At 43.3% G+C, this 24675-nt stretch carries 16 protein-coding genes, 3 pseudogenes and 1 CRISPR repeat array; of the genes and pseudogenes, 8 read left to right on the top strand and 11 right to left on the bottom strand.

The annotated features are described in order from the left end of the window. Positions 1 to 7: 7 nt before the first annotated feature. On the bottom strand, positions 8 to 1012 hold the full coding sequence (locus BWI96_RS03935) for a LacI family DNA-binding transcriptional regulator (protein ID WP_106635395.1): 1005 nt from the start codon (positions 1010 to 1012) through the stop codon (positions 8 to 10). A gap of 707 nt (positions 1013 to 1719) precedes the next feature. Continuing rightward, positions 1720 to 3191: direct repeats of the CRISPR family, unit length 30 nt; unit sequence GTCTTAATCGTACCTTATTGGAATTGAAAT. Between the two features lie 164 nt (positions 3192 to 3355). Beyond that, a complete protein-coding gene (locus BWI96_RS03925; RefSeq protein WP_106635393.1) occupies positions 3356 to 3754 on the bottom strand; it encodes a response regulator in 399 nt (132 codons plus the stop codon). Between the two features lie 380 nt (positions 3755 to 4134). On the opposite strand from BWI96_RS03925, the gene BWI96_RS03920 reads away from it, so the two are divergent. After that, a complete protein-coding gene (locus tag BWI96_RS03920) occupies positions 4135 to 5376 on the top strand; it encodes a tyrosine-type recombinase/integrase (protein WP_106635392.1) in 1242 nt (413 codons plus the stop codon). A gap of 1724 nt (positions 5377 to 7100) precedes the next feature. Further along, positions 7101 to 8212 (top strand): annotated as a pseudogene (mnmA, locus tag BWI96_RS03915) (tRNA 2-thiouridine(34) synthase MnmA). Positions 8213 to 8346: 134 nt separating this feature from the next. On the opposite strand, the gene BWI96_RS03910 reads toward mnmA, so the two are convergent. The 4 genes from BWI96_RS03910 to BWI96_RS03895 all read right to left on the bottom strand — a co-directional run bounded on the left by BWI96_RS03910 (position 8347) and on the right by BWI96_RS03895 (position 10112). Further along, positions 8347 to 9099, bottom strand: a complete 753-nt coding sequence (locus BWI96_RS03910) for a hypothetical protein (protein WP_157830209.1) — start codon at positions 9097 to 9099, stop codon at positions 8347 to 8349. Then, a complete protein-coding gene (locus BWI96_RS23125) occupies positions 9057 to 9302 on the bottom strand; it encodes a LiaI-LiaF-like domain-containing protein (RefSeq protein ID WP_106635390.1) in 246 nt (81 codons plus the stop codon). The genes BWI96_RS03910 and BWI96_RS23125 overlap by 43 nt, the downstream gene beginning before the upstream one ends. Positions 9303 to 9346: 44 nt before the next feature. Then, the gene (locus tag BWI96_RS03900) at positions 9347 to 9634 is read right to left on the bottom strand and encodes a LiaI-LiaF-like domain-containing protein (protein WP_106635389.1); all 288 of its coding nucleotides are present in this window, start codon (positions 9632 to 9634) and stop codon (positions 9347 to 9349) included. 109 nt (positions 9635 to 9743) lie between these two features. Further along, entirely contained in the window at positions 9744 to 10112 is a 369-nt protein-coding gene (locus BWI96_RS03895) for a PspC domain-containing protein (protein WP_106635388.1), read from the bottom strand. A 517-nt stretch (positions 10113 to 10629) separates the two neighbouring features. On the opposite strand from BWI96_RS03895, the gene BWI96_RS03890 reads away from it, so the two are divergent. Next, positions 10630 to 11475 (top strand): SDR family NAD(P)-dependent oxidoreductase, encoded by an 846-nt coding sequence (locus BWI96_RS03890; protein ID WP_106635387.1) that lies wholly within the window; start codon positions 10630 to 10632, stop codon positions 11473 to 11475. A 373-nt stretch (positions 11476 to 11848) separates the two neighbouring features. Here the strand turns inward: BWI96_RS03890 and BWI96_RS03885 are convergent, their stop codons facing one another. The 5 genes and pseudogenes from BWI96_RS03885 to BWI96_RS03865 form a co-directional block, all read right to left on the bottom strand. Then, positions 11849 to 12391, bottom strand: coding sequence for an HD domain-containing protein (locus tag BWI96_RS03885; protein WP_106635386.1), 543 nt, complete (start codon positions 12389 to 12391; stop codon positions 11849 to 11851). A 267-nt stretch (positions 12392 to 12658) separates the two neighbouring features. After that, the gene (locus BWI96_RS22130) at positions 12659 to 12853 is read right to left on the bottom strand and encodes a cupin domain-containing protein (RefSeq protein ID WP_232793567.1); all 195 of its coding nucleotides are present in this window, start codon (positions 12851 to 12853) and stop codon (positions 12659 to 12661) included. Positions 12854 to 12999: 146 nt separating this feature from the next. Then, complete coding sequence (locus BWI96_RS22125; RefSeq protein ID WP_232793566.1) at positions 13000 to 13239, bottom strand: helix-turn-helix domain-containing protein; 240 nt, start codon at positions 13237 to 13239, stop codon at positions 13000 to 13002. Positions 13240 to 13290: 51 nt separating this feature from the next. Continuing rightward, a pseudogene (locus tag BWI96_RS03875) lies at positions 13291 to 14456 on the bottom strand (DUF5690 family protein). Positions 14457 to 14805: 349 nt separating this feature from the next. Further along, positions 14806 to 16032 (bottom strand): FtsX-like permease family protein, encoded by a 1227-nt coding sequence (locus BWI96_RS03865; RefSeq protein WP_106635383.1) that lies wholly within the window; start codon positions 16030 to 16032, stop codon positions 14806 to 14808. Between the two features lie 213 nt (positions 16033 to 16245). Between BWI96_RS03865 and BWI96_RS03860 the strand changes: the two genes are divergently transcribed. From BWI96_RS03860 to BWI96_RS03840, 5 genes and pseudogenes are all read left to right on the top strand, one after another. Beyond that, on the top strand, positions 16246 to 17427 hold the full coding sequence (locus BWI96_RS03860; RefSeq protein WP_106635382.1) for an exo-beta-N-acetylmuramidase NamZ domain-containing protein: 1182 nt from the start codon (positions 16246 to 16248) through the stop codon (positions 17425 to 17427). A gap of 113 nt (positions 17428 to 17540) precedes the next feature. Then, positions 17541 to 19072, top strand: a pseudogene (gene guaA, locus BWI96_RS03855) (glutamine-hydrolyzing GMP synthase). Between the two features lie 192 nt (positions 19073 to 19264). Continuing rightward, a complete protein-coding gene (locus BWI96_RS03850) occupies positions 19265 to 19897 on the top strand; it encodes a hypothetical protein (RefSeq protein ID WP_106635381.1) in 633 nt (210 codons plus the stop codon). 36 nt (positions 19898 to 19933) lie between these two features. Beyond that, a complete protein-coding gene (locus BWI96_RS03845; RefSeq protein WP_106635380.1) occupies positions 19934 to 21619 on the top strand; it encodes a S8 family serine peptidase in 1686 nt (561 codons plus the stop codon). Between the two features lie 227 nt (positions 21620 to 21846). Further along, complete coding sequence (locus tag BWI96_RS03840; protein ID WP_106635379.1) at positions 21847 to 24672, top strand: S9 family peptidase; 2826 nt, start codon at positions 21847 to 21849, stop codon at positions 24670 to 24672. The last annotated feature ends 3 nt before the right edge of the window (positions 24673 to 24675 follow it).

Here is a 24675-nt window from a genome sequence, read left to right as displayed (position 1 = left end):
TTGGAGGTTATTGAGTAAAACTTGAATGAGAATGCACGAATGAGGTTTCAAGGATAATCGATTCAGGGGGAAGAGCCGAGTCGTTCATTTGCTGGAATAATAACTCTACTGCTTTTTTACCCATATCGGCCAGGGGTTGTCGAATAAAGGGCAAAGGGCTGGGATAAAAATCAAAAACTTCTGTTTCATCAAAAAACAGAGTTGACACTTGGGTTGGCACCGCAATCTGATGGTTCATTAGGTAACGCATACCGGCAATGCCTAGCTTGTTACTGGTAAAATAGATGGCATCAACGCCCGTTTGTAACATGGAAGTGATCGCCGCGAAAACTTCCTGCTCAATGTGATTTTCGTGGATTACATGAGTGACGTAACTTGCGGAATGGCTTTGCGTAATGCCATCCTGAGCTCCCAGCATCCGTTCTTTCAAGTGTTGTAAAGTAGTATCGTATACCAGAATGCCAATCTTCTTTCGACCCTGCGTAATAAACTCACTCATTGCATCGAACGAAGCCTGATAGTTATTAACACTAACACTACTTACCAACAAATCAGGGAAATAACGGTCAATCAACACCAGCGGAGTTTTTCGATCCTGTAAGGCTTTGATCAGTTCATCTGACCCTTCGGGAGCGGCCAGAATCAGGCCATCTACCTGACGATTCAGTAACTGATTAATCAACCGTTCGAACCGGGGCTTACTCTCATCCGAACTGCCAATAATGAGGGCATAACCCGCCTGGTCGGCTTCGTCACTAATGATACGGGCGAGTTGGGAAGAAAAGGTATTGGCAATATCCGCTGCAACGAAACCCAGACTAAAGGTTTTTTTCAGCTTTAAACTCTGAGCCAGAAAATTGGGGCGATAGTTAAGCTCTTCAACGACCTTGCGAATCCGTTGGGCGGTATCTTTATTGATCCGATCCGTTTTCTGGCCATTCAGGACATAGGAAACCATGGCGATTGAAACGCCTGCTTTTTCAGCCACATCGCGTAACAAGACTTTTTTCATGGAAACCCAGTTCTGTACTTTTTTGCGTAAAAGTAAGATTGTTTAAATGTTTAAACAAATCCTTTTCTAAAGAAAATCATATTTTTTTAGAAAAGTAAAGAATAATGGTCATTCTGCCAATTGACCGTTCTGGCGAAACCGTTCTCTCGAAGAAGCACTATGCCCCACCTACGAAAAATGTTAAGTTTTCTGGCAAGCCCGATTACCTGCATTCTCGTACGCAATCCCCTAATGGCAGGGCTTCTCTAGGGATTGGAGCTAAGTTCCCAGTTCTTGATACCTTGAATTTTGAAAAGGAAGAATTAAAAGATTACCTTTCCACGTGACGTGTTCTTGCGGTGTACGCCACGCCCTTACGAGAGTCGTTGCTATTTTTCGTGAGTTGAAACTTCGAGTAAATGAAGTAAGATTCGTAAATGAGAGATTGAATGGCAGGATACTTTCTTCGTCTAAGGGTGCCGAAGAAAGAGAAGAGGTTATCTCTGAATTCCACGCCCAATATCGTCGACCTCCTACAATCGTTCTTTGGCATACTGTTATTTTCAGACTAATTGAATCATAATAGCTATAACCATCTGATTATGAACAGTCGTCGATCGACGGGGTTTTTCGTACCATTGGCGGTCGACGACTATGAATTTGGATATACAGAACTAAAAAGGGCCCTAGAACCTAAAAAGGGCTATTTTTTCTCGCTAAATTCACGGGTCTTAATCGTACCTTATTGGAATTGAAATTATAAAAGTGTCCCCTCGCAATACTTCCAGGTCTTGTCTTAATCGTACCTTATTGGAATTGAAATAAAAAATTTGGAACTCCCACCAGAAAGCGGTCGAAGTCTTAATCGTACCTTATTGGAATTGAAATGCAAGTCTTCGAAGTCGGAATCTGTCAACACCGGCGGTCTTAATCGTACCTTATTGGAATTGAAATAAAGTTTAAGTTCCCTTACTATCAGCGGTGGATCAAGTCTTAATCGTACCTTATTGGAATTGAAATTTGTTAACCGGGCTTCGGTGATGTGGAGCAATACCAGTCTTAATCGTACCTTATTGGAATTGAAATTGAAGAGCCAAATTCCCAGTTCCCATGTTCATCTAGTCTTAATCGTACCTTATTGGAATTGAAATGAGCAAAGTCCTGGGGGAATGCTTCAAACGCCATTCAGTCTTAATCGTACCTTATTGGAATTGAAATATCGGAATATTGCTCTTCCTACACCTGCGGCGGGAGGTCTTAATCGTACCTTATTGGAATTGAAATTGAGTGAAGAAGGCAAAAGAATTAATGTAATCAGGGGTCTTAATCGTACCTTATTGGAATTGAAATCCGAGTCGCACGATTCGGCTAAAAGCATGGAAGCCGTCTTAATCGTACCTTATTGGAATTGAAATAGGCTTCGGGCGATGGACCAGCAAGAGCATATCATGTCTTAATCGTACCTTATTGGAATTGAAATTCGCCCACTCGACACTTTTTGGCTTATGTGTAGCTGTCTTAATCGTACCTTATTGGAATTGAAATTTTTGAAATCCTGAGACCGGGTATTCCTGCGGGGGGTCTTAATCGTACCTTATTGGAATTGAAATGGATTTTGCAAGAAGATGGGAAGCCATCAATAAACGTCTTAATCGTACCTTATTGGAATTGAAATGCTGGAGAAAGTGCAGATGCTTTTCAAGCGTGGAAAGTCTTAATCGTACCTTATTGGAATTGAAATACAGGTAGCTTGCCGGTACTTACTAAGTTATCCCAGGTCTTAATCGTACCTTATTGGAATTGAAATGTTGCTCCGTTTCGAACGATGATAGAAGCCATTTTGGTCTTAATCGTACCTTATTGGAATTGAAATCCGTATAAAACCCTTACAGCCTCTCTGTTTAGGGGGTCTTAATCGTACCTTATTGGAATTGAAATTTTTGCCAAAATCAACGATATGAACCACTTCAGTAGTCTTAATCGTACCTTATTGGAATTGAAATATCATGCCGCCGTTGACTCGCTTCTGAATCGTGAGGTCTTAATCGTACCTTATTGGAATTGAAATATTAGAGTTTAGAAAGAAGGTTCACGAGCGAAAAGCGTCTTAATCGTACCTTATTGGAATTGAATTTTTTGGCTTGGAATACGACGGAATCGAATAGTTCAAGTCTTAATCGTACCTTATTGGAATTGAAATAAGGTTAATCGCTTGAAATCAATCGGTCTTTTAAGTCTTTCACCGGAATCAAAACTCCTCAGACCGATCCGTAGCAACCCAGCGTATATACGGAAAAGTCCTCTTTAGAGAGAGGACTAATACTGCTTTTAAGTGATTCAAGAAGCGGGCTTTAAAGGCTAGGGTTACGCCTCTTTACGCATCTGATTTTTTTGTTGGGAAAGTATGCCTTCCTCGATAGCCCTGAACATAGAATCCACATCCTCTTTTGCGAACACCTCAAGGACGCCACTTGCTAACATCTGAGTGACTTTAGAGGACTCGTGACAAGTTGTCCAGCCAAATAAAAGAAGCTTAGGAAATCGATGCGTGAGCCGCTGGGCTGTTTCAATCCCATTCAATTCAGGCATCTGTAGATCCAAAATACAAACATCGGGAATTTCATTAGCCTGTTCCAGCTTTTCAATCAGTTCGAGCCCGTCGAAAGCAAAAATGTCTAATCGAAAACGTGGATCTTTTCTTATTTTTATTTTCAGCAAAGCATGCTGAAAAATACTGTCATCTGCGAAAGCAAGTGTGATCATTGTGTTGGCGGATATTATACTTGTTTATTTAAACTAAACCTGCTTTTTAAACTACGCCTCCTTCCATTTTTCTCTTTACCCAGAGCGTTCTTTTAGCTACTCCCTTAAAAGAGCTTATTGTAGTCCTACACAGACTACTAGTAGCTCGGTAAAGGTATCTAAAATAGGCTATTTATCAAATAAAAGAATCTAAGGAACGCTTCATTATAAGCTCAATAGGGAAATTAGGATATTGGGATACAACCAGTCATTTTCTTGCTAGTAAAACGGAGCATTTTGGGAGTAATGACCTGATACTCATCAACAAAAAAAGGGAATCTAGTCTGTGTAGGACTAAACAGAATAACTAATTTCGCTGGAAATAAACTGTTTGTCCTCCGATGAAATTAATTTCATTCTTACTAAACCCCCTTCATTCTCACTCGATTATTGTTGCTCAAGTCGAAGATTTGGCAGGTAAAAGGTATCTCGTCCGAACACCCTTGCGAATCGAAGCTGACGCATGGGATGCTGAGCGGCAACGCCCTCGGAATATTTATCTCAAAAAGTACAAAACGATCAATGCGAAGCTCAATCGTTTAAAGATTGCTCTCCACCAGCTTTTTCAGGTTAAAAAAACGACCAGATCCCTTTCTTTGAAGACTCTAGAGCGAAAAATCAATACACTCTGCCAACTAGAGCCCACCTATGGAGAAGGCAGTTTGCTTGCCGCCATGAATCACTACATTCATTCCCGGTCGCATCTGCTTTGCACGTCTACCTATAAACGCTATCTAGTCTTCCTACGACTGATCGAACGTTTTGAAGGCCATCGCCGACAAACGCTTGTCATTGAGCAGGTTAATGCAGATTTTGTTCGAGATTTTCTAGCTTTCGGAACCCTCGAAGCCTACAGCACCTCCACCGTTCACCGCACCATTCACTTCGTCCGGACCATTCTGAATTTTTTAGAGAAACGAGGCGTTCGCACGTTTGCCTATGAGCTGGAATTACCCAGAGAAAAACAAGAGACACCCTGCATTACCCTGTCAGAGGATGAAGTAATTCAGATTAACGATACCTCCGTGCCGACGGCTTTGCAGGCAGCCAAAGACTGGCTGATTATCAGTTGTTATACGGGTCAGCGTGTTTCTGACTTTATGCAATTTAATCAGCAAATGCTTCGTAGTCTGGGCGAAAAAATGTGTGTCTCTTTTGTACAGCAGAAGACTCAGAAACAAATTCTATTACCCTTACATCAAACCGTGTTAAAAGTCATGCGGCTGAATGGAGGTTCTTTTCCCGCAAAGCTTTCCGGCCAATTGTATAATCAGCAGATCAAAGCAGTGGCTCAGTTGGCAGGGATCAATTCGCTAACGACCGTACGCAAACGTCAAGGATTTCGGTCCATGACTCAGGTCTTACCGAAATGGAAGGCGATTACCAGCCACATTGGTCGCCGAAGCTTTGCCTCCAATTTTTACGGCAAAATCCCCACGCCTTTACTAATGGAAGCCACCGGGCATAGTTCGGAGCGAATGTTCCAACGCTATATTAATCACGCAGATACCGAACGCACACTCTCATTGAGCTTTTACTTGGATAAAGTCTACGAGCAAAAATATCAGGTAGGAATGTCTTAAAGCTATTCGGCTAACCTTTACCGTAATATTTACTAAAGAAGATAACCCATTATTCGAGATTTATTCTCGGTACTCATGAGGTTAGAGTCTTTGGCAGATACTCTATGTACCCATGGGTAAGCCCCGCCCTTTCAAGCAGACCTCATGTGAATTGAAATATAATAAGAATGACTGTAAAAGACAGGCTATCACCAAGCCTTACATGAGCGGTAAAATTAGGCAGAAAAGACGACTTTAGTAGTTTATTTTATCAAAATTAAGGATAAATATTTATATTTTTATAATACCATTTCACGATTTAAGTATTACAAAATCGGAAAATGTCTACGACATCTTACACAGAAAAGCCATTTAATAGGAAGGAAAAAAAGTAACGTTCGAATGAGCATTGGACGACGATGGCGTTCAATATCTGTAGACCGACAATAAGGGCATCGTCTTGCCACAATCTTTTGAGTCGCTGTTGCCATAATATAAAATTGTTACTTTTAAATCAAGAGAAGAATCGTGTAATTAGTAAAGAAAGATGTGGGTTAATTAAGGGCATTAAAAGTCAACCATTCAATAAACTCTATCCTTAGCAGAAAGGAATAACCTCTACAGACGTTTTTGCTTTCTTAACTACCCATGCAATAGGGTCTTGTTTCATTAGTCAAGAACGTAAGTATTTGTAAGCCATAGGCCTTACGATTAAATTTTCTCAACGTGCAGAAATACCTTACAAAGGTTTATATAAAATAAAGGATATTACGTTAAATGTATGTGAAGTTAGATTATAACAGGGTAAACGGCTTGAATTAAGTAGTATAAAACTCATGGCAACCCAAGTAAAGCAAAATCACAAAAACTAGTCACATTATTTATTAAATAAGTTATATTACTATCTTCATAACATGAGGTTGAAAACTCGCTATTTAGGAATAAATAGGTTACATGTATATACGTAGCATATATTCGCTAATTACATAAGGCATGCTTTTAAAGTAAAGGCGATCCTACAGCGTTTGAATAGTTTTTAATGAAATCAAATGAAAACTATTATGTATTAGCTTAAGGTAAATACAATAATTCCTATCAGGCTGTAAGCGTTTTTAGCGTAAAACTTTGAATCTATTTTACTGCACTTATAAAACATATCCTACTTGTTTATTGCTTTCTAATTCTATTTTTATAATCCTGTTGATTTATGGATGCTCTTCATGAGGAGTGTTATTATGTCTCTTGCGAACATATCCGCAAGGAAATACTAACCATTGTAAAGATTGATTTTGGAAAGGCTTCGTATGAGGTTGTGTTGATTTCAAATACGCTTGGAATTGATGAAGGGTACTGCACTCATAGGTCAAGACCACCGGAGTGGCCTTTTTATGCTCATCAGATGCGTTGGTGTTATCTCCCCAAAGAATTTTCGATCTATTGTTATTAGAAGAACTAAGTGTATGTTCTGTCCTGATTGGCTTTCTTCCGTAAAACAACTTTCAGTGAGGAGGCCATAAAAATATTAACTTTGCAGGTGAATTAATTTTTATAAAGTGTGGTTACTCCGTACTCATTGAGTCTGTTGCTCTTATGATAGCTATCCTCATTGGGTACAACAATTCGTGATTTTCTCTGATTTTGAGTCATTTAATAATTTTATTAATCCCTTGATAATCAGAAAAATCACTACACATCACACCATATTAAACCACTAATCGCAGGACTTTGAACCCTGGCCGATTCGCATGAGCAAACACGGACGTATTTTGGTCGCCATGAGTGGCGGCATTGATTCTTCACTGGCAGCAGTTCTGCTGCATGAACAAGGCTACGAAGTTATCGGAATGACGATGAAAACCTGGGATTATGCCAGTTCCGGGGGAACGAAGAAAGAGACCGGCTGCTGTAGCCTCGATAGTATTAATGACGCCCGCAATGTGGCCGTACAGCTAGGTTTTCCGCACTATATTCTGGATATCCGCAATGAGTTCGGAGATTACGTAATTGATCACTTTACGGGGGAATACCTGGAAGGCCGCACGCCAAACCCCTGTGTGCTCTGCAATACGCATATTAAATGGGACGCTCTGCTTCGCCGGGCCGATAAGCTGGATTGCGAATTCATCGCCACGGGCCATTATGCAAACCTGCGGCAAGAAAATGGCGGTCTGTCGCACGGTCGTCACGTCGTTTCGAAAGGTTTAGATACCTGGAAAGATCAGAGTTACGTTCTCTGGGGTGTATCGCAGGAGAGCCTTTCGCGGACGAAACTCCCACTGGGAAATTTCCGCAAGAGTGAAATCCGGGAAATGGCAAAAGAACGTGGCTTTTTTGAATTAGCAACCAAGGCCGAGAGTTACGAAATCTGCTTTGTCCCTGACAATGATTACCGTGGTTTCCTCAAACGCCGCATTCCTACGCTCGAAGCGGAAGTAGCCGGTGGTAACTTCGTCGATCAGGAGGGAAAAGTATTAGGTAAGCACGAAGGTTACCCCTTTTATACCATTGGACAGCGAAAAGGACTGGGCATTGCCTTAGGCTACCCTGCTTTCGTTACGGAAATCAAAAAGGATACCAATGAAGTAGTACTGGGTCGCGATCGTGATCTGGAACGTACAGGAATGATCGTAAGTCAGTTGAATCTTCAAAAGTATGCGGAGATTCCCCAACCGATGGAAACGATCACGAAAATCCGTTACAAACACGAAGGAACGCCCGCCATCATTACCCAAACGGGAAATCAGATGGAAGTAAGCTTCCACGAACCAGTAACGGGCCTGGCCCCCGGCCAAGCCGCCGTTTCTACGAAGGCGACGACGTCATTGGCGGAGGCTGGATCATGAAAGCCCTCAAATAAGTTTAGGGTTTTGAGTTGGGAGTTTTGAGTTAAATACCTAGCATTTTTGAAAAGAAGAAGGCCGTTAGATGATCTAACGGCCTATTTTATGGAATACCCTAAACTCAAAACTTATAAACACTAAACTCAAAACGCTAATACCTTTCCACTTCCCATTCGGCGATTCCGCCGTTGAATTTGATATTTATTTTTTTGGCAGCAGAGTTATAGTTTGAGGTTTCGTATTCATTTCCATCTCTAACAAAACCGTTGAATTTTTTATCGGTTAAGGCTCCGTTTGTGGTAATGCGGCACCCCACACCTTCGGGAACCATAATCTTTATACTTGCTAAGCCCGCGTTTACGTCTACATCGGCCAGGTCAGCTTTATCACCCAGCTTCAGTTCCATTTCGGCGGCTCCAGTTTTGAGTCGTACTTTCTGAACGTTGAAAGGCGTCAGGTCAAAATCTACCTTCCCCGCCCCTACCTGCATATCCAGATCCCAAACGGGTTTAGGATTCAGGCGAATGGCTACGTCGTTGTGGGTGTGCTCTTTCAATTTCCAGTTGCCTTTCCCTTTCATAGCAAGCACTACTTCGTTCGACCCACTACCGCTCATGCTCTTCAGCGAAAGATTTCCAAAATCAAGATTACCGTCCGCTTCCACGAGTTCTTTGTCGGTGGTTCCCATTGTAAACTCTGCCGCTCCTCCTTCGAGTCTAAACGTCGCCGATTCAATGCTATCCGTCATCGGTTCCGCCAGGTATTGTTTACCCCCTCCATGCGATTCTACCGATTCTTCAATGTCCTCCTCTTCCTCGTGGTCATCGTCGCTCCAGGAGCTTTCAATAGTAACCTCATCTCTTACCTTATCCCGTACTTTTGTCGCGATAAAATGGGAATACAAATACCCAGCAGCACTAATACGATGACCGTAACGGCTCTATTTGATTTTCCCAGGATCATGTTCAGTCCAAGTACTACAAACAGTAAGGGCCAGAAACGAAATATTTCGCTAAAGTGAAAATCAAACCAGTCCATGTTTCTGCCCAGAAACAGAAAACCGACTAATATAAAGATGGCTCCGATTATTATACTTTGGGGTTTCATATCGTAGAAGCACAAGCCGTGCAGTTAAGGTATGTTTGATTGACTTAGAGAGGAGTATGGGGTGTTTGCGGCGTTTCAGGAGTCTGCGGGGGCTGTGGAGCCTGCGGATCTTCCGGGAAATGCGTGTAGGAAGTAGGCGGATCCAGAGGGGGATCATAGGGCGGTTGCGTCTTATCCCGAACCAGTATCCAGACACCCCAGCTAATCAGCAAAATGGGCCAGTAACGCCAGATGGCAGACCAGTCAAAATCAAAAAACCCCAATTCTTCGCCCAATTTTATTAGGCCAAAAGCAATAAAGCAGGCACCTACAATGACACGCGAGGATTTCATATCCGTAGAGTTTTGGTTAATGAAAAATGAATAGGCTGAGGAGTCAATGGAAACAGGGTAACACTTCAATAAAAGGAAATTCCCCTGTTTTCTAAAGATAAAATGAGACTTACTCGGCTATTTTTTCACGAATCTGATCCTTGAAAAGGATGCACAATCCGATTACGATGAAGAGCACAGGCCAGAATTTGTGCCAGCTAAACCACCAGGTAAATTCATCAAGTAGGAAAATGCTACCCAACAGGATCGCTACAATCCCCCAGGCCCGGCTGTTATTGCTTCGCTGAGGTGGTGTGGAAGTAGTATACTCCGTAACATAGGTGCCGTCCAGACGTTTGGGTAAAGCAATCCAGAGAATGATATAGGCAATGATAAAAGGAGCATGAGTAAAGATGGCTCCCAGAACAAACAGTACCCGAACCAGGGCTACGTCAGTGTTCAGGTAAGCAGCCAATCCGGCAGCTACTCCACCAATCATTTTTGCGAGGGAATACGTTCTAAGCGGTTCATGGCTATAGGGTTTAAACAGTGATTATCGAATGATGAAGCAATTTTGCTTCGTTGTTGTTGATTCAAAATTCAGCAGAATTTCTCTTTCAGTGAAGCCAATTGGGGCAGATGGTTAAAGCAAACGGATCAACGGACTATTTTATGGATAGAACTAGGCAATACATAGTACCTCCCCTTTTCATTTACTAACTTTTAGTGATTTATAGAAAGAAAAAATGCCAAATCAGGTATTTCTACGTAATCAAATTCAGAAAAATCGACCCAGCTTTGTATCATCAACCTTCATCCTTCCCGAAAAATTGCTTGTGTAGCAAAGCCATGGAAACAAAAAGTGAATAAGTTTTGTCAAGATTAAAACATCAGTATCCGCATTTGTAATTATACTACTCCAACTCACGGTATCGAACCCACCTTCTACGGTGGGTTTATTATTTTAGGGCCATGGCTAATTTTTTTACTAACCTTAACGTATCATTTTCGAGGTTATGTCAACTATTGCTCTTATTACCGGGGCGAACTCCGGTTTAGGCCTGGCGACGGCTCAGGCACTTGCTCACAAAGGATTTGATCTTATTTTTCTGGTGCGTTCACGCGAGAAAGGTGAACAGGCCCGAAAACAGATTCTGGAAAAAACGCCTCAGGCCCGCATTGATCTTTTTTTCGCCGATTTAACCAACATGGATTCCATCCGGCAGGCTTGCCAGCAAATCCATCAGAAATACGACCGGCTGGATTGCCTCATTAATAATGCAGGGTACGCTCCAGCTCAGCTAGAATTCACCCGCGATGGCTACGAAAAAAGCTTTGTTGCCAATCATCTAGGCCATTTCCTCCTTACGCTCGAACTTATTGATTTACTAAAAGCCAGCGGAAAAGGACGAATCATTAACTTGTCTTCCGCCGCTCATGCCATGGGAAAAAGCCGTCGTTTTTTCCTAAAGCATAATTCGAAAATGAACATCTGGTCAGCCTATGGTGACGGAAAACTGGCTAATCTGTTATTTACCGTAGCATTAGCGAATCGCTTAAAGGGACAGAATGTATCGGCCTACGCGGTGCATCCCGGCGTAGTGAACACTCAATTTGGTCGAAATTTTACGGATTGGTGGAAGTACGGTTTTGGCTTTTTACGTCCTTTCATGATTACCACCGAAGAAGGGGCTCAAACTTCTATTTACCTCGCCACAGCAGACTTGCCCGAATCGTATAATGGCGGTTATTTCTCCAAGTCAAAACCTGCCCGAATTTTAAATAAGGATGTAAATGATTACAATGCTCAATTGCTGTGGAAGCGAAGTGAAGAAGCTCTCGGCGAACGATGGATGCTATAAGTACAAGATTATTTTTAAAAATATAAGATTTTAGAACTAATGCATCCTCTTAAATTTCCTTTGGATAATAATTGAGTTTTATTCCGAACATCACTAGGACATACCTAAGAATCAGGAAGCGATCAAGCCATTAGTATTCCATCAAAATAGAAATGTTTATGCATTCTTTAATCAATGATTGATTAGAATTAATTCTATAACAAATGAATATTTTATATGAATTATACCCATAGTAAATTATATATGTATTTTAAATTTTATTCTGTTATTATAGTCATAAGTTACTATAAAGTTAGTAAAGGGGGTTTTAATTTCTGTTCAATAGTTTCTATGAGGGTAACGTAATTTCCAGATGCGTATGCTCTGTTGTTACTTAAGATAAATTACCCTGCAAATGACGAAGAGCAATGGTGCGATAATGGTCCAGGTTAACGCAAACGGCCTGCGTATTCAAGGTGCTCACATCCCATTCGTTTACTTTTAGACTTAGGAAAAAATAAGGATTTTTCTCATATGCTTTAGCCTCCTTTTCGGACATTACCTCAGGGTAGGTGGGAAAACTAAAAGGAGATTCAAACTTTCGTTCGGGGAACTTCCAGGCCAAGTATCGCTGAGCTTCAGTCTGCATGATCACTACCTGAACTACTTTCTCGGAAAAACCATTGGCCCGCAAATAATCCGAGCCGATTTGTCCGTATGAGCGTCTGGAATTGGAAGAATGGTTGGGTAATAAGTAACCAATGTCATGGAAGAAAGCCGCCAGTATAACTTCATCATCATAGCCTTCTTCTTCGGCTAACTGAGCTACTAGAATGGAGTGTTCAAGGATATTGTGGGGTTCACCGGTGCTCTCTCCAAAGGATTCGTATAACCCCAGAATGGCATCAACGGTAGCCTGCATTTCAAAATTTTTCATCAGTGGAAGTAATTTAATAAACCATTGTTAATTAACACTTTCCGACTTCAGACTATATATAAAAAGCGGCAGGACAAGGTTCTGCCGCTTTTAGTATCGTTTCATTCACTTAACCATATTTAATGAGAAGCCGGGTCGGATAATGTAGCTTAATCACAGCAACAAAAGTAACCGGCATAGATTACCTCAATTTTAAGCGGTTGTGAACAAATTGATAGAAACCAGATTATAATCACGCCTATACCAAGAGATTTTTACTTTCCCAGCTTATGCTTTTTCTCCGAAGAAATACACTACGAGTACCTGTGCTGCTTCGTTCCGAAGATTTCTGGATCGGTGCGGCACTCGCCCATCAAAGAATAAAGAATCCCCTTCTTTTAGCTGATGGGTTTCCTCCCCAACGATGTATTCTACTTCGCCCTTAATGATGTATTTAAACTCGAAAGCTTCTGTTGTAGTCATGTTTTCCCGCTTGGCGTTGGGCAATAGATCTAACAGGACTAAATCGAGCGTTAGGCCGGAAATATTTTTTGTTAAAATTCTATTATAGACAAAAGAATTATTATCTTCTTTATAGAAGGATTGATACTCTTCTTTTCGACGAACGACTAATTTACCATTAGCTGAATTTTTCGCAATTTCATCAAAAAAATATTCAGATCTAATCCTAATGAACGAATCAGATTAATCAATACGAGTAAGGAAGGAATCGTACGATTATTCTCGATCTGGGAAATTAAAGCTTTACTCACTTCGGCTCTATTAGCCAATTCCTGTAAAGTTATTCCCTGACCTTTTCTTTTATCTTTTAATTGGCTGCTAATCTGTATTAAGACGTCTTCATTCATAGATTTAAAAAAATAAATTGATTGGCGATTGTGGATGAAAAAGAAAAAGGATTAATGAATTTTACGAAAAAAATACACTGATAAAGTGCTTAATAAAAACATACAAACGAGAGGAATAAAGTAAGTAAAACCCACATAAAATTTTAACCATGACCAATCAGGATGACCAAAATTTTTAAATAAAAGAATACTTACACTTCCTATATAGCCAATAAAGTCAGCGGTATAAAATAGAAATCCAACGTTGGCTTTTTCTTCTCGCAGAGCAATTAAACGCTCAAACAAAATTCCATTAAATGGGACATAAATCAGGTATATTCCTAAACCGATCAGCAACATCCAGAGGACAGGAGAAAGCTGTCCGCTCTGAAAAAGCCAGGAGGCAACGGGGATCAGGAGGCTACCTATTGCAATTATGAAAAGATTCATTCCAAAGGCAGCCTTATTACTCTTAATTAGAAAAACCGATCCGATTAAAACCGTTACTAACAGGCCAATCCAAGTTTCGGTTGTAGCCAGAATTTGGGGGGTTAGTACCCCTAATTCCTGCCATATTTCAACCGCGAAATTGTCTCTTATATCCCGCAGCATGGAGATAAGTACGTAGATCAGAATGAGCAGGATTAATCCGGGGGCCAGAGAAATAAAAAAATTACGGCGATCCTGGGCAGTCATGGGCGTTCTCGGCTTCCGATCCCGTTCGTCTTCCTGGGTAGGCGGCGGAGACACGTGTAGCATCCAGACAAAAAGGATTAGCAAAGGAGTGAAGAGTAAGCCTACCACCGCAGGCATCCAGGCGGAGGTAATCCCTAAGTCTAAGAACCAGAGACCAATGGATTTAACTACCCCGGAAGCAATAATGAAACTTAAGCAAATACCCGCTCCGAGTAAATCCGTAATCCGACGGCCTTCCAGAAATCCGAAGACCAGACCATAGACCAGGCCAAGAGCCAGACCGTTTATAAAAAGAAGAAAGCAGTTGTAAGGATATGGGATAATGCCAAACAAAAGAAGAGCCACTTCGGCTATTCCAATTACGATTAAAATGTATTTAGACCTATCCTTCGGCTGAGCTTCTGATATAAACTTAATACCGATTCCTTTTGCAGTGGCGTAGCTAAGATCTGCATTACAACCAGTACTATTTTATAATCAATACCCCATAATTGCAGACCGTTAAAAGTAGCTGCCGCAAATGGTTTTCTAAAAGCAAACATGCAGAAATACGTACCGAATGCTGCCAGAGTTAACCAAAGAGTTAAAAAGATAGAATTATCAAATTGACGAGTTCTTAATATCGCCTTAACGCTCATACGTAAGTTCCGGAAACCACTGTACCGAAATTCATCAGGAAGGTGATTTTATAGTTTATGTTAACAAAGACTTGACTAAATAAATCAGGGCTGGATAATGAATTAAAAAACTAGACGCACTTTTCAAAAATAATATATATGACTAAAATTCATATATAAACATCCGAAATTATCTCATTATTTATACCAAGATTACTAAAATCGTATTTTTGCGTTAACTTTTACTATGATTTTTAACCAAAATTCCTAATTGCTATTTTGAAAAGCGAATGGCGTTAACTGGTCGCATTCGGGCAATAATAAACGTAGGTAAGATAAGTACTAAAGTTACTAGTAATAGAATAACCATATTAAGTATTAAAACGATAGCCCAATTAACCTCAATAGGCACATAACTCATGTAATAATTTTCGGGATCGAGCGGAAACAAACGATATTTTTGTTGGATTAAACAGAGACCTATTCCAATCACATTACCGATTAATAAACCTTTCAAAATCATAGCAATACCCTGCCATAGAAAGATCTTTCTAATCTGCCAATTCGAGCTTCCCAGGGCCTTCAGTAAACCAATCATGGGAATACGCTCCATGATAAGCACCAGCAGTACGGAAACCATATTGAAACTGGCTACAAAGAGAATGAGGGTCAGAAACACGCTGAGATTACGATCAAGCAGGCTCAGCCAGTCGAATAAGGGTAAATACTCATCAATGACCGTGCGTAAGTCCTGTTCAGGCTCAAGCACCTTAACGATTTGAACTTCGGCTTCCTTGATTCGATTGAAGTCTTTTACAAAAATCTCATAACTTCCTACGGTGTCTGGCCCCCAGCCGTTGAGTTTCTGAACCAATCTTAAATCGCCCAGAATCAATTGCTTATCCAGTTCTTCCAGGCCAGTTTCGTAAATGCCCGTTACTTTCAATTTCCGGGGCCGGGGCGGGTTCTGGATGAAATAGATTACTACCCCGTCGCCGATGTTAAGCTGTAATTGATTGGCAATATTCCGGCTAATGATCACTTCCTTAGAATCAGTGGTATCGCTCTTAAAGTCTGGCAACTTCCCTTCGACCATGTTCTGCCGAAAAACATTCCAGTCAAAATCATTCCCTACCCCTTTAAAGACAACGCCCTGCAAATTTTCGGGGGTCTTGAGTATACCCGCCTTATGAGCCACCATTTGTAAATGACGCACCAGGGGAAGGGTCTGGTAACTTTCGCTTAGTTTGGATTTTTTCGGCAGGGCCGTTTCTTCATAGGATTGATTGAGGGTATAACGCGTTACTTTCAGGTGAGCGGACAGACTGAAAAGTTTTTCCTGAATGGTGCCTTTAAAACCTAGCAAAACTGCAAAAGCCAGAATCATAACCGCCAGGCCAATCGCAATACTGGCTACTCCGATGCGGGTAACGGTGGAGGAAAACAGGCGTTGCTCCGTGCGACGACGTAAACGGGCCGCGATAAAACGAGGAAAATTCAAGGGGACTTTTTAGTTTTCAGTGATCAGTTTGCTGTTTTCAGTCGTTTGCTCGTTGTCATGTTTTCGTTTCCTGTAGCAGAAAACGAGAAACAGTCCCCTGAAAACGCTTACCTGAGCCTCTTTTTAGTACATACTGAAACCGCAAAAGTAGCAGTTTCAGTGCTTTTACAAATTTAGCGTTGGTTTTTCGGTTCTTTCACCCGAAATTTGCACATGGTTTCGCTTCGCACGTCTTGCCTGCTGGCTGTTTTTTCGCTCTTTACCATCGTTGTGCCTTCTCTCGCACAACATTCTTCCAGGCCTACGCTCGGTATTGAGCGTACTGCCGAATACCTGCCCCTGCTTCAGGGAAAAAACGTTGGACTTGTGGTTAATCACACCTCCACGTTTCCCAATCAAACGCATTTAGCGGATTCTTTGTTGGCACTGGGCATCAAGATCAAAACGATTTTTGGCCCCGAACATGGTTTTAGAGGCAAAGCCGACGCGGGCGAGAAAGTCTCCAGCTCGGTAGATGCGAAAACCGGCATTCCCGTGGTTTCCCTCTATGGGGCTAATCATAAACCATCCGCTGAGCAGGTTAAGGATTTAGACATTTTACTTTTTGATATTCAGGACGTTGGAGCCCGTTTTTATACCTACACTTCCACGATGCATTACATCATGGAAGCAGCGGCTGAGCAAGGAAAAACGGTATTAATTCTGGATCGACCCAACCCAACGGGCCATGTCGTAGATGGGCCGATACTGGATCGGAAGTTTGCTTCCTTTGTGGGTTTAAATCCCGTTCCCATTGTACATGGCTGCACCGTTGCAGAACTCGCCCGCATGATTAATGAAGAAGGCTGGCTGAAAAATGGCGTTAAGTGTTCGCTCATAACCGTTCAGTGCCTGAACTATACGCATCGAACGCCTTATACCTTACCGATTCCACCGTCGCCGAATCTCCCTAATCAGCAAAGCATTCTTTTATACCCTTCCATTTGTTTATTTGAAGGTACAGAAATTAGCGTCGGTCGTGGAACGGATACTCAATTTCAGGTCATTGGGGGGACTTCTCCTTCGTACGGAACGTATGAATTTACGCCCGTCGATAAGCCCGGGGCCATGAATCCACCCAACGAAGGCAAGGTCTGTTACGGTCTTGATTTACGGAAGGTAAATGCCTATAAAGAAGGCTTTACACTAAAATATGTTCTGGATTTTTATTCGAAGGCTCCTGATAAAAGTAAGTTTATCAATCGCACGAAAGCTTTTGATCAGCTAGCGGGAACGGATCAGCTTCGGAAGCAGATTCAGGAAGGAAAAACGGAAGCCCAAATCCGGAAAAGTTGGGAACCAGCTTTACGGAATTACAAAGCTTTGCGGAAGAAGTACTTACTCTACCCTTTATAAATGTTTGATTACGTTAGATAAGTTTGATCCATTTCAACTTCCAGGCATATCTAACCTTTCAAACTTGAAACTTTTTTATCCAGATTACTTACTGACCCCTTGTCGGTACTCACATGACTGAAAAAATTCTCATTCTTGATTTTGGTTCGCAGTATACGCAGCTCATTGCCCGTCGCGTTCGCGAACTTAACGTGTATTGCGAGATCCATCCGTATAATCATTTTCCTGAGCTGGATTCTACGGTGAAGGGTGTGATTCTTTCCGGTAGCCCCTGCTCGGTTCGGGATGAAGATTCTCCCAAACCCGATCTGATGCAATTCCGTGGACAGTTACCATTATTAGGCGTTTGCTACGGTGCTCAGTTACTAGCTCAGAGTTTGGGTGGTGAGGTAGCTCCTTCCAAAATCCGGGAATACGGTCGGGCCATGTTGCATTCGGACGATCAGAACCGTTCGATTCTGCTGCAAAACCTGACACCCGAATCGCAGGTTTGGATGTCCCACGGCGATACCATCGTTACCATTCCTGACAACTTCAAAATCATTGGCTCTACCGAATCAGTTCGGGTAGCTGCGTTCCAGATTGATGGCGAAGAAACCTATGGCATTCAGTTCCACCCCGAAGTAACGCACTCCCTGGAGGGTAAAGAAGTTCTGAAAAACTTCCTCGTGGATATTTGCGGCTGTAAGCAGGAATGGACGCCCGCCAACTTCGTGGAAGAAGCAGTGGAGCAATTGAAGGAAAAATTAGGTAACGATAAAGTGGTTATGGCTTTATCGGGTGGTGTGGACTCTACGGTAGCAGCCATGCTGGTGCACCGGGCCATCGGACCTAACCTGTACTGTATTTTCGTAGATAACGGTCTTCTCCGTAAAAACGAATTTGAACAGGTTCTTCACTCGTACGAAGACATGGGACTGAACATCAAAGGCGTACAGGCTAAAGATCAGTTCTATAAAGCTCTTGAAGGATTAAGCGATCCTGAAGCGAAACGCAAAGCCATTGGTCGGACGTTTATTGAAGTATTCGATCAGGAAGCTCATTTACTGACGGACGTAAGCTGGCTGGGTCAGGGCACCATTTATCCCGACGTTATTGAATCCGTTTCGGTGAAAGGTCCATCGGCTACGATCAAGTCTCACCACAACGTGGGCGGTCTGCCAGACTTTATGAAGTTACAAATCGTGGAACCACTGCGTACCTTATTTAAAGATGAAGTACGCGCGTGGGCCGCGAGTTAGGTATTACGGAATCAATCCTGGGCCGTCACCCCTTCCCCGGTCCTGGTTTAGCCATTCGGATTCTGGGCGACATCACTGAAGAAAAAGTATCGATTATTCAGGAAGTAGATGCCATTTTCATTAATAAACTGAGAGAAAAAGGCTTATACGATCAGGTTTGGCAGGCAGGAGCTATTCTCCTTCCCGTTCAGTCGGTTGGCGTCATGGGCGATGAACGTACTTACGAGCGTGTGGTAGCGTTACGGGCGGTAGCGTCGGTAGACGGGATGACGGCTGACTGGGTACACTTACCTTACGAATTCCTGGCGGAAGTTTCCAACGATATTATTAACCGTGTCAAAGGAGTAAACCGCGTGGTTTACGATATTTCGTCGAAGCCCCCCGCTACGATTGAGTGGGAATAATTCGATTCATTACTGAACGGTAATTATTTATCGAAATCATTCTCCTATATTTATTCATGAAAAGTTTGAAAGAGGTAGTGTTTCTGCTTCTTTCAAACTTTTTAGCGTTACATCCCTTAGTAACCGCGTTATCTAACCCATCAACCCCTATAAACAGATTCATCATCTGTTGAGAAGTACCTCTCTTTTGGTATGAAAAAATTACTTGCGTTTCTGTTCGTAGGTTTGAGTTTCTGGGCCTGCAATCCTTCCAAAAATGATCCGCAGTCTGCGGGGTATGAGTATTTCCCGCTGGAAAAAGGCAACTACATTGTTTATGACGTGACGGCTACTCAATACGCCATTGCTCAGGATTCAACCACCAGCCGTTATCAAATCAAGGAAGTAGTAGCCGATTCATTCCCATCCCTCGATGGCTTGGCTTCGTTTCGCATTGAACGCTTTCGTCGGAATACCTCGGATCAGGCCTGGAGTATCGATTCAGTCTGGACGGCCCGTCGCACCATCGACAAAGCCATTCGTACCGAAAACAATATTCCTTATGTGAAGCTTACTTTCCCAACCTACCTCGATCAGCGTTGGAATGGAAATCAGCTCAACGGTCTGGATGAGAAAGAATATAAAGTGAGCAGAATCCACGAATCGATGGGCGTTGGAGGGAACAATTTTCCAGAGACGCTAACCGTTTTGCAGGAGTCGAAATCCACGGAAATTGATTTGGTGAACCGTCAGGAAACCTACGCCAAAGGAATTGGCCTCATTCGTCGGGAACGAACAGAGCTTTATTATTGTCAAAGTGCCAGTTGCTTTGGTCAGAAAAAATAGAATTTGGTACTCGCTACATTCAGCAAATTTCAAGTTATGGTAAAGAATAGTTTTCGTCGGTTTCGGGCTTCACTCACCGCTTTTGTACTTCTGGCGGGTGCCTGTCTTTCTGCAGAAGCCCAGACTACGGCTAAATACCTTATTCTTTTCAAGGATAAAACCAATTCTCCTTATGACGTGAATCGTCCGCAGGAGTTTTTATCGAAGCATTCCATCGAGCGACGCTTCAGACAAAACATTGTTGTTTCCCAGCAGGATTTACCTCCCAACCCGGCGTACATTCAGGCTGTTCGTGAAAAAGGGGCTAAAGTCTGGTATAAAAGTCGCTGGGCCAATGGCGTGCTGGTTGAATGTACCCCCCAACAACTCGACGACATTAAAACGCTGACTTTTGTAACTGGTAACGATGGTAACGTTCCTTTGAGTGCGGTACCCGTCGGAACTTCGAGTAAAAGTGGCAGTAAAGCCTTTCATGAAATCAAACCGCTGGATCTTCCTCCCCTATCACCCAAAGCTGAGCCTCTAAACTACGGGTATTCGCAAACCCAGATCGGGCAAATGCGGGTAGACTCCATGCACGCTCGTGGCTTTCACGGCGAAGGTATGCAGGTGGCCGTCATTGATAACGGCTTTCTGAGCGTGAATACACAAGCGGCTTTTAAGCACTTATTCGACGAAAACCGCATCATCGGTACTTACGATTTCGTAGCGAATAACACCAATGTCTACGATCAGGGAACGCATGGCAATAACGTGCTTTCGCTAATGGCAGCCTATTTGCCCGGGCAGTTGATTGGGACCGCTTACAAAGCATCCTATTTATTATTGCACACCGAAGATAACTCCGGCGAAAAACGTCAGGAAGAAGCATTCTGGCTGGCCGCCGCCGAATACGCTGACAGCGTAGGCGTGGATGTGATTAACTCTTCACTGGGTTACTCCACCTTCGATAACGCAGCCACGAACTATACCTATGAAGATTTAAACGGCAAAAAAGCCCTCTCCAGCCGAGCTGCCAAATGGGCTGCCCAGCGGGGAATTCTGGTAGTAGTGGCTGCGGGTAACGAGGGTAACGACGCTTGGCGTTACATTACCGTACCGGCCGATGCTGACTCCATCATCTCCGTAGGTGCGGTAGATTCTCATATGGCTCGAGCCAGTTTCAGTTCCGTTGGGCCTACTTCTGATGGTCGGATTAAACCAGATTTATCAGCTTTAGGAGCAGGCAATGTGATTAACAACGCCCTGAACGGCCAGCTTGCGTCGGGCAGTGGCACTTCGTTTGCTTCTCCGCTGCTGGCGGGTATGGCTACCAGTTTCTGGCAGGCTTATCCTTACCTGACTAATATGGAAGTGATTAGCATGCTGAAGCGTTCAGCCAGTCAGAATGAAAACCCGGATAGTTTCCTGGGTTTTGGAGTTCCTAACTACTTGAAAGCCGCTCAAGCTGTTCAGACCTATCGACAGGGACCGGGTGTACGGATTCTTCCTAATCCAAGCACAGGTTCTAATAATCCGATTGTCGAGTTGCCTTTCAACGAACAGAACAATACCTACGTTGTCACCTTACTCGACGCCGCCGGCCGTATCTTCTGGGAAGGTCAGGCTTCGGGCCGCCGGGCCGAACTGGCCATTGGTTCGCTCCCCGTTCCGTCTGGCCTGTATCTGCTCCGCTTTACCAGAGAATCTGAAAATTACACCGCACGTTGGATGAAGTGGTAATACCAAATACTTTAGAAGCAAAGCACTCCGAGGAATTAAACCCGGAGTGCTTTTTTGTTAATAGCCAAATCTAATTCGGATTATCCTTGCTTTTTCAAGGATTAAGTTGAATTCATTCAAGTAGCCCGCTCTTTGGTCGTAACATTTTCGGAGCCAGTCGAGTACTTCAGCGTACTTCCTTCGCTTCCACTTATATTCAATGCTTCGAAATCGCTTCATTCATCACTATGAGAAATCTTTTACTCTTGCCACTGCTGGTTTTGACCACGCTGGCGTACGGTCAAAAGAAAGGTAAGAAAATACCTGCCCCCCCTACTCCCAAAAAAGCCCTAACCCATAATGTCTATGATGGCTGGAAATCCATTACTTATCGGAACCTGACTAACAATGGCGAATGGGCCGTTTATACCGCTAACCCGCAGGAAGGCGATGGAGCCGCTGTTTTTTACAGTCTCAAAAAGAGTAAAATTGATTCCGTTCATCGGGCTGCGGACATTCAGTTAGGTTTTGATTCGGACATTGCCGTTTTCAAAATCAAACCTCAACTGGCCGCCGTTCGCGACGCGAAGAAGAAAAAGAAGAAACGCGAAGATATGCCCAAGGATTCGCTGGGTATTTACACCTTTGCCACGGGTCAGGTAACTAAAATTCCGAAGGTAAATTCCTTCCAGTTACCCGAAAAAGCGGGTGGTTTTTTAGCCTATCAACTCGAAAGTCCCGCCGCCAAGCGTGATACCACCGTTCGTAAGGGTCGTAAGCCAGCGAAAAAGGAATCCGAAGAAAATGGGTATCAGGTTGTTCTGAAAAACCTGAAAACGGGTTCACAAACGTCTTATGGTTTTGTAACGGCTTACGAATTCAGTAAAAATGGCAAACGTTTTGCGTACATCACTACGGGTAACGACAGCACGGTAAAGACTCCGGCGGTTTACGTCGTTGATCTGGCCAATGGTTCATCGCAGAAAGTATACGAAGGCAAGGGTAAAACCAAGAAGTTAACCTTTGACGAAATGGGTGACCAGTTGGCTTTTGTGACTGATCCTGATACCAATGCCAAATCGCTGGTTCATTACTATAAACTCTATTACTGGAAATCCGGCGAATCACTGGCTCGCAAAGTAGCCGACGAAAGCAACCAACCCGGTAAAAAGGGCTGGCTGGTCAGCGGTGATGCTCCTTTGGCTTTCGCTAAAAATGGTTCGAAGTTATTCTTCGGAACAGCTCCCAAACCCGCTATTGCCGACACCACTTTGTTACCCGATGAAGTCGTAAGCGTAGAAGTCTGGGGACCCAAAGATCCTGCCCTTCAGCCGCAGCAAAAAGTAACGGCTGAACGTGACAAGCGACGTTCGTATACAGCCGTTTTCACGCCTGCTGACGGAAAACTAGTTCAGTTAGCTACGCTGGAGATGGATCAAATCATGCCCGTTGCGGATGGTAACCCAGATTATACCGTTGGTCTTTCCGACAATAAATTCTCACATGAACACTGGGACTGGAACAGCCGGAACGATGCTTATGTCGTATCTCTAAAAGACGGTTCTAAAAAACTGATTGGTGAAGGTATTCGTGGGAACATCCGCATCTCACCCGAAGGTAAATACGCGTACTGGTTCTCGCTGTCAGATACCGCCTGGTATGCGTATTCATTTGCCAACGCGAAAACGGTTCAGTTAACCAAAGACCGCAAGTTTGCCGACGAAGACGATGATCATCCTGATTTTCCTCGTGGGTACGGATCAACGGGCTGGACGAAGGGTGACGAAGTATTCTACCTCTACGATAAGTACGACGTCTGGACGGTTAATCCAACTAATCCTTCCAGCCTGACTCGCATTACGAAAGGTCGTGAAGAAAAGAAAACCTATCGTTTCATTAATCTGGATCGTGAAGATCGTGGCATTGTTGACTTAAGCAAACCCCAGCTGGTTCATCTGTTTAACCATACCACTAAAGGTAGCGGGTATGCTCAGTGGAGTAACAACACGATGACGGTGCTACATCAAGGTGATTTTGCGGCTTCTCCGATGGTAACGAAAGCCAAGAATACCGACGAGATTCTGTTTACGAAAACGACATTCCGGGATTATCCTGATCTACTGGCGACGGATCTGACGTTCAAAACCATTCGCAAAATCTCGAATCTGGGTGAACAAACGAAGCCTTACCGCTGGGGAACGGTTGAAATGGTTTCCTGGGTTAATGGCGATGGTGTTCCTTTACAGGGTCTGCTTTACAAACCTGATGATTTCGACACAACGAAGAAGTATCCGATGATTACCTATTTCTACGAAAAAGAATCGGATAACATTCACAACTTCGTTACCCCTGCTCCAACGGCCAGTGCCCGTAATAACTACGCCTACTCGGTATCCAACGGTTATATCGTTTTTGTTCCAGATATTATCTATCAGGACGGTTATCCCGGGAAGAGTGCCTATCGCTGTATTATTCCCGGCGTGCTGAAATTGCTGGAAAACACCTGGATTGATCGCAGCCGTTTAGGCATTGTGGGTCACAGCTGGGGTGGTTACCAGACGGCTTACCTCATTACGCAGACAGATCTTTTCAAAACGGCTGTTCCGGGTGCTCCCGTAGCTAACATGACCAGTGCTTACGGTGGTATTCGCTGGGGCACGGGTCTGAGTCGTCAGGCTCAGTACGAGCATACGCAAAGCCGCATTGGAGCTACTATTTGGGAAAAACCCATTCAGTATATTGAGAACTCTCCGCTGTTCTATTTACCGAATGTGAAAACGCCCGCTCTGATCATGCACAACGACGAAGATGATGCTGTCCCCTGGTATCAGGGCATTGAGTTATACCTGGGTCTCAAGCGTTTAGGCAAGCCCGCCTGGATGGTGAACTACAACACGGAGAAACACGGTCTTCGCGTTCGTAAAAATCAAAAGGACTGGACGATTCGTATGTGGCAATACATTGACCATTACCTCAAGGATGCTCCGGCTCCCCAGTGGATGGAAGAAGGATTACCCATGATTGAAAAGGGTATCAACCAACGATTACTGCCCGCAACGCCAGCGGATAACTAAACA

The organism is Siphonobacter sp. SORGH_AS_0500 (assembly GCF_002838835.1).
Lineage (GTDB): Bacteria > Bacteroidota > Bacteroidia > Cytophagales > Spirosomataceae > Siphonobacter.
Note: the sequence above shows the minus strand (reverse complement) of the source record. Positions and strands in the feature narration are given on the sequence as shown.

Coding starts and splice junctions, on each gene's coding strand:
- BWI96_RS03935 (WP_106635395.1), bottom strand. CDS start 1,012: ATGAAAAAAGTCTTGTTACGCGATGTGGCTGAAAAAGCAGGCGTTTCA.
- BWI96_RS03925 (WP_106635393.1), bottom strand. CDS start 3,754: ATGATCACACTTGCTTTCGCAGATGACAGTATTTTTCAGCATGCTTTG.
- BWI96_RS03920 (WP_106635392.1), top strand. CDS start 4,135: ATGAAATTAATTTCATTCTTACTAAACCCCCTTCATTCTCACTCGATT.
- BWI96_RS23125 (WP_106635390.1), bottom strand. CDS start 9,302: ATGAAACCCCAAAGTATAATAATCGGAGCCATCTTTATATTAGTCGGT.
- BWI96_RS03900 (WP_106635389.1), bottom strand. CDS start 9,634: ATGAAATCCTCGCGTGTCATTGTAGGTGCCTGCTTTATTGCTTTTGGC.
- BWI96_RS03895 (WP_106635388.1), bottom strand. CDS start 10,112: ATGATTGGTGGAGTAGCTGCCGGATTGGCTGCTTACCTGAACACTGAC.
- BWI96_RS03890 (WP_106635387.1), top strand. CDS start 10,630: ATGTCAACTATTGCTCTTATTACCGGGGCGAACTCCGGTTTAGGCCTG.
- BWI96_RS03885 (WP_106635386.1), bottom strand. CDS start 12,391: ATGAAAAATTTTGAAATGCAGGCTACCGTTGATGCCATTCTGGGGTTA.
- BWI96_RS22130 (WP_232793567.1), bottom strand. CDS start 12,853: ATGACTACAACAGAAGCTTTCGAGTTTAAATACATCATTAAGGGCGAA.
- BWI96_RS22125 (WP_232793566.1), bottom strand. CDS start 13,239: ATGAATGAAGACGTCTTAATACAGATTAGCAGCCAATTAAAAGATAAA.
- BWI96_RS03860 (WP_106635382.1), top strand. CDS start 16,246: ATGGTTTCGCTTCGCACGTCTTGCCTGCTGGCTGTTTTTTCGCTCTTT.
- BWI96_RS03850 (WP_106635381.1), top strand. CDS start 19,265: ATGAAAAAATTACTTGCGTTTCTGTTCGTAGGTTTGAGTTTCTGGGCC.
- BWI96_RS03845 (WP_106635380.1), top strand. CDS start 19,934: ATGGTAAAGAATAGTTTTCGTCGGTTTCGGGCTTCACTCACCGCTTTT.
- BWI96_RS03840 (WP_106635379.1), top strand. CDS start 21,847: ATGAGAAATCTTTTACTCTTGCCACTGCTGGTTTTGACCACGCTGGCG.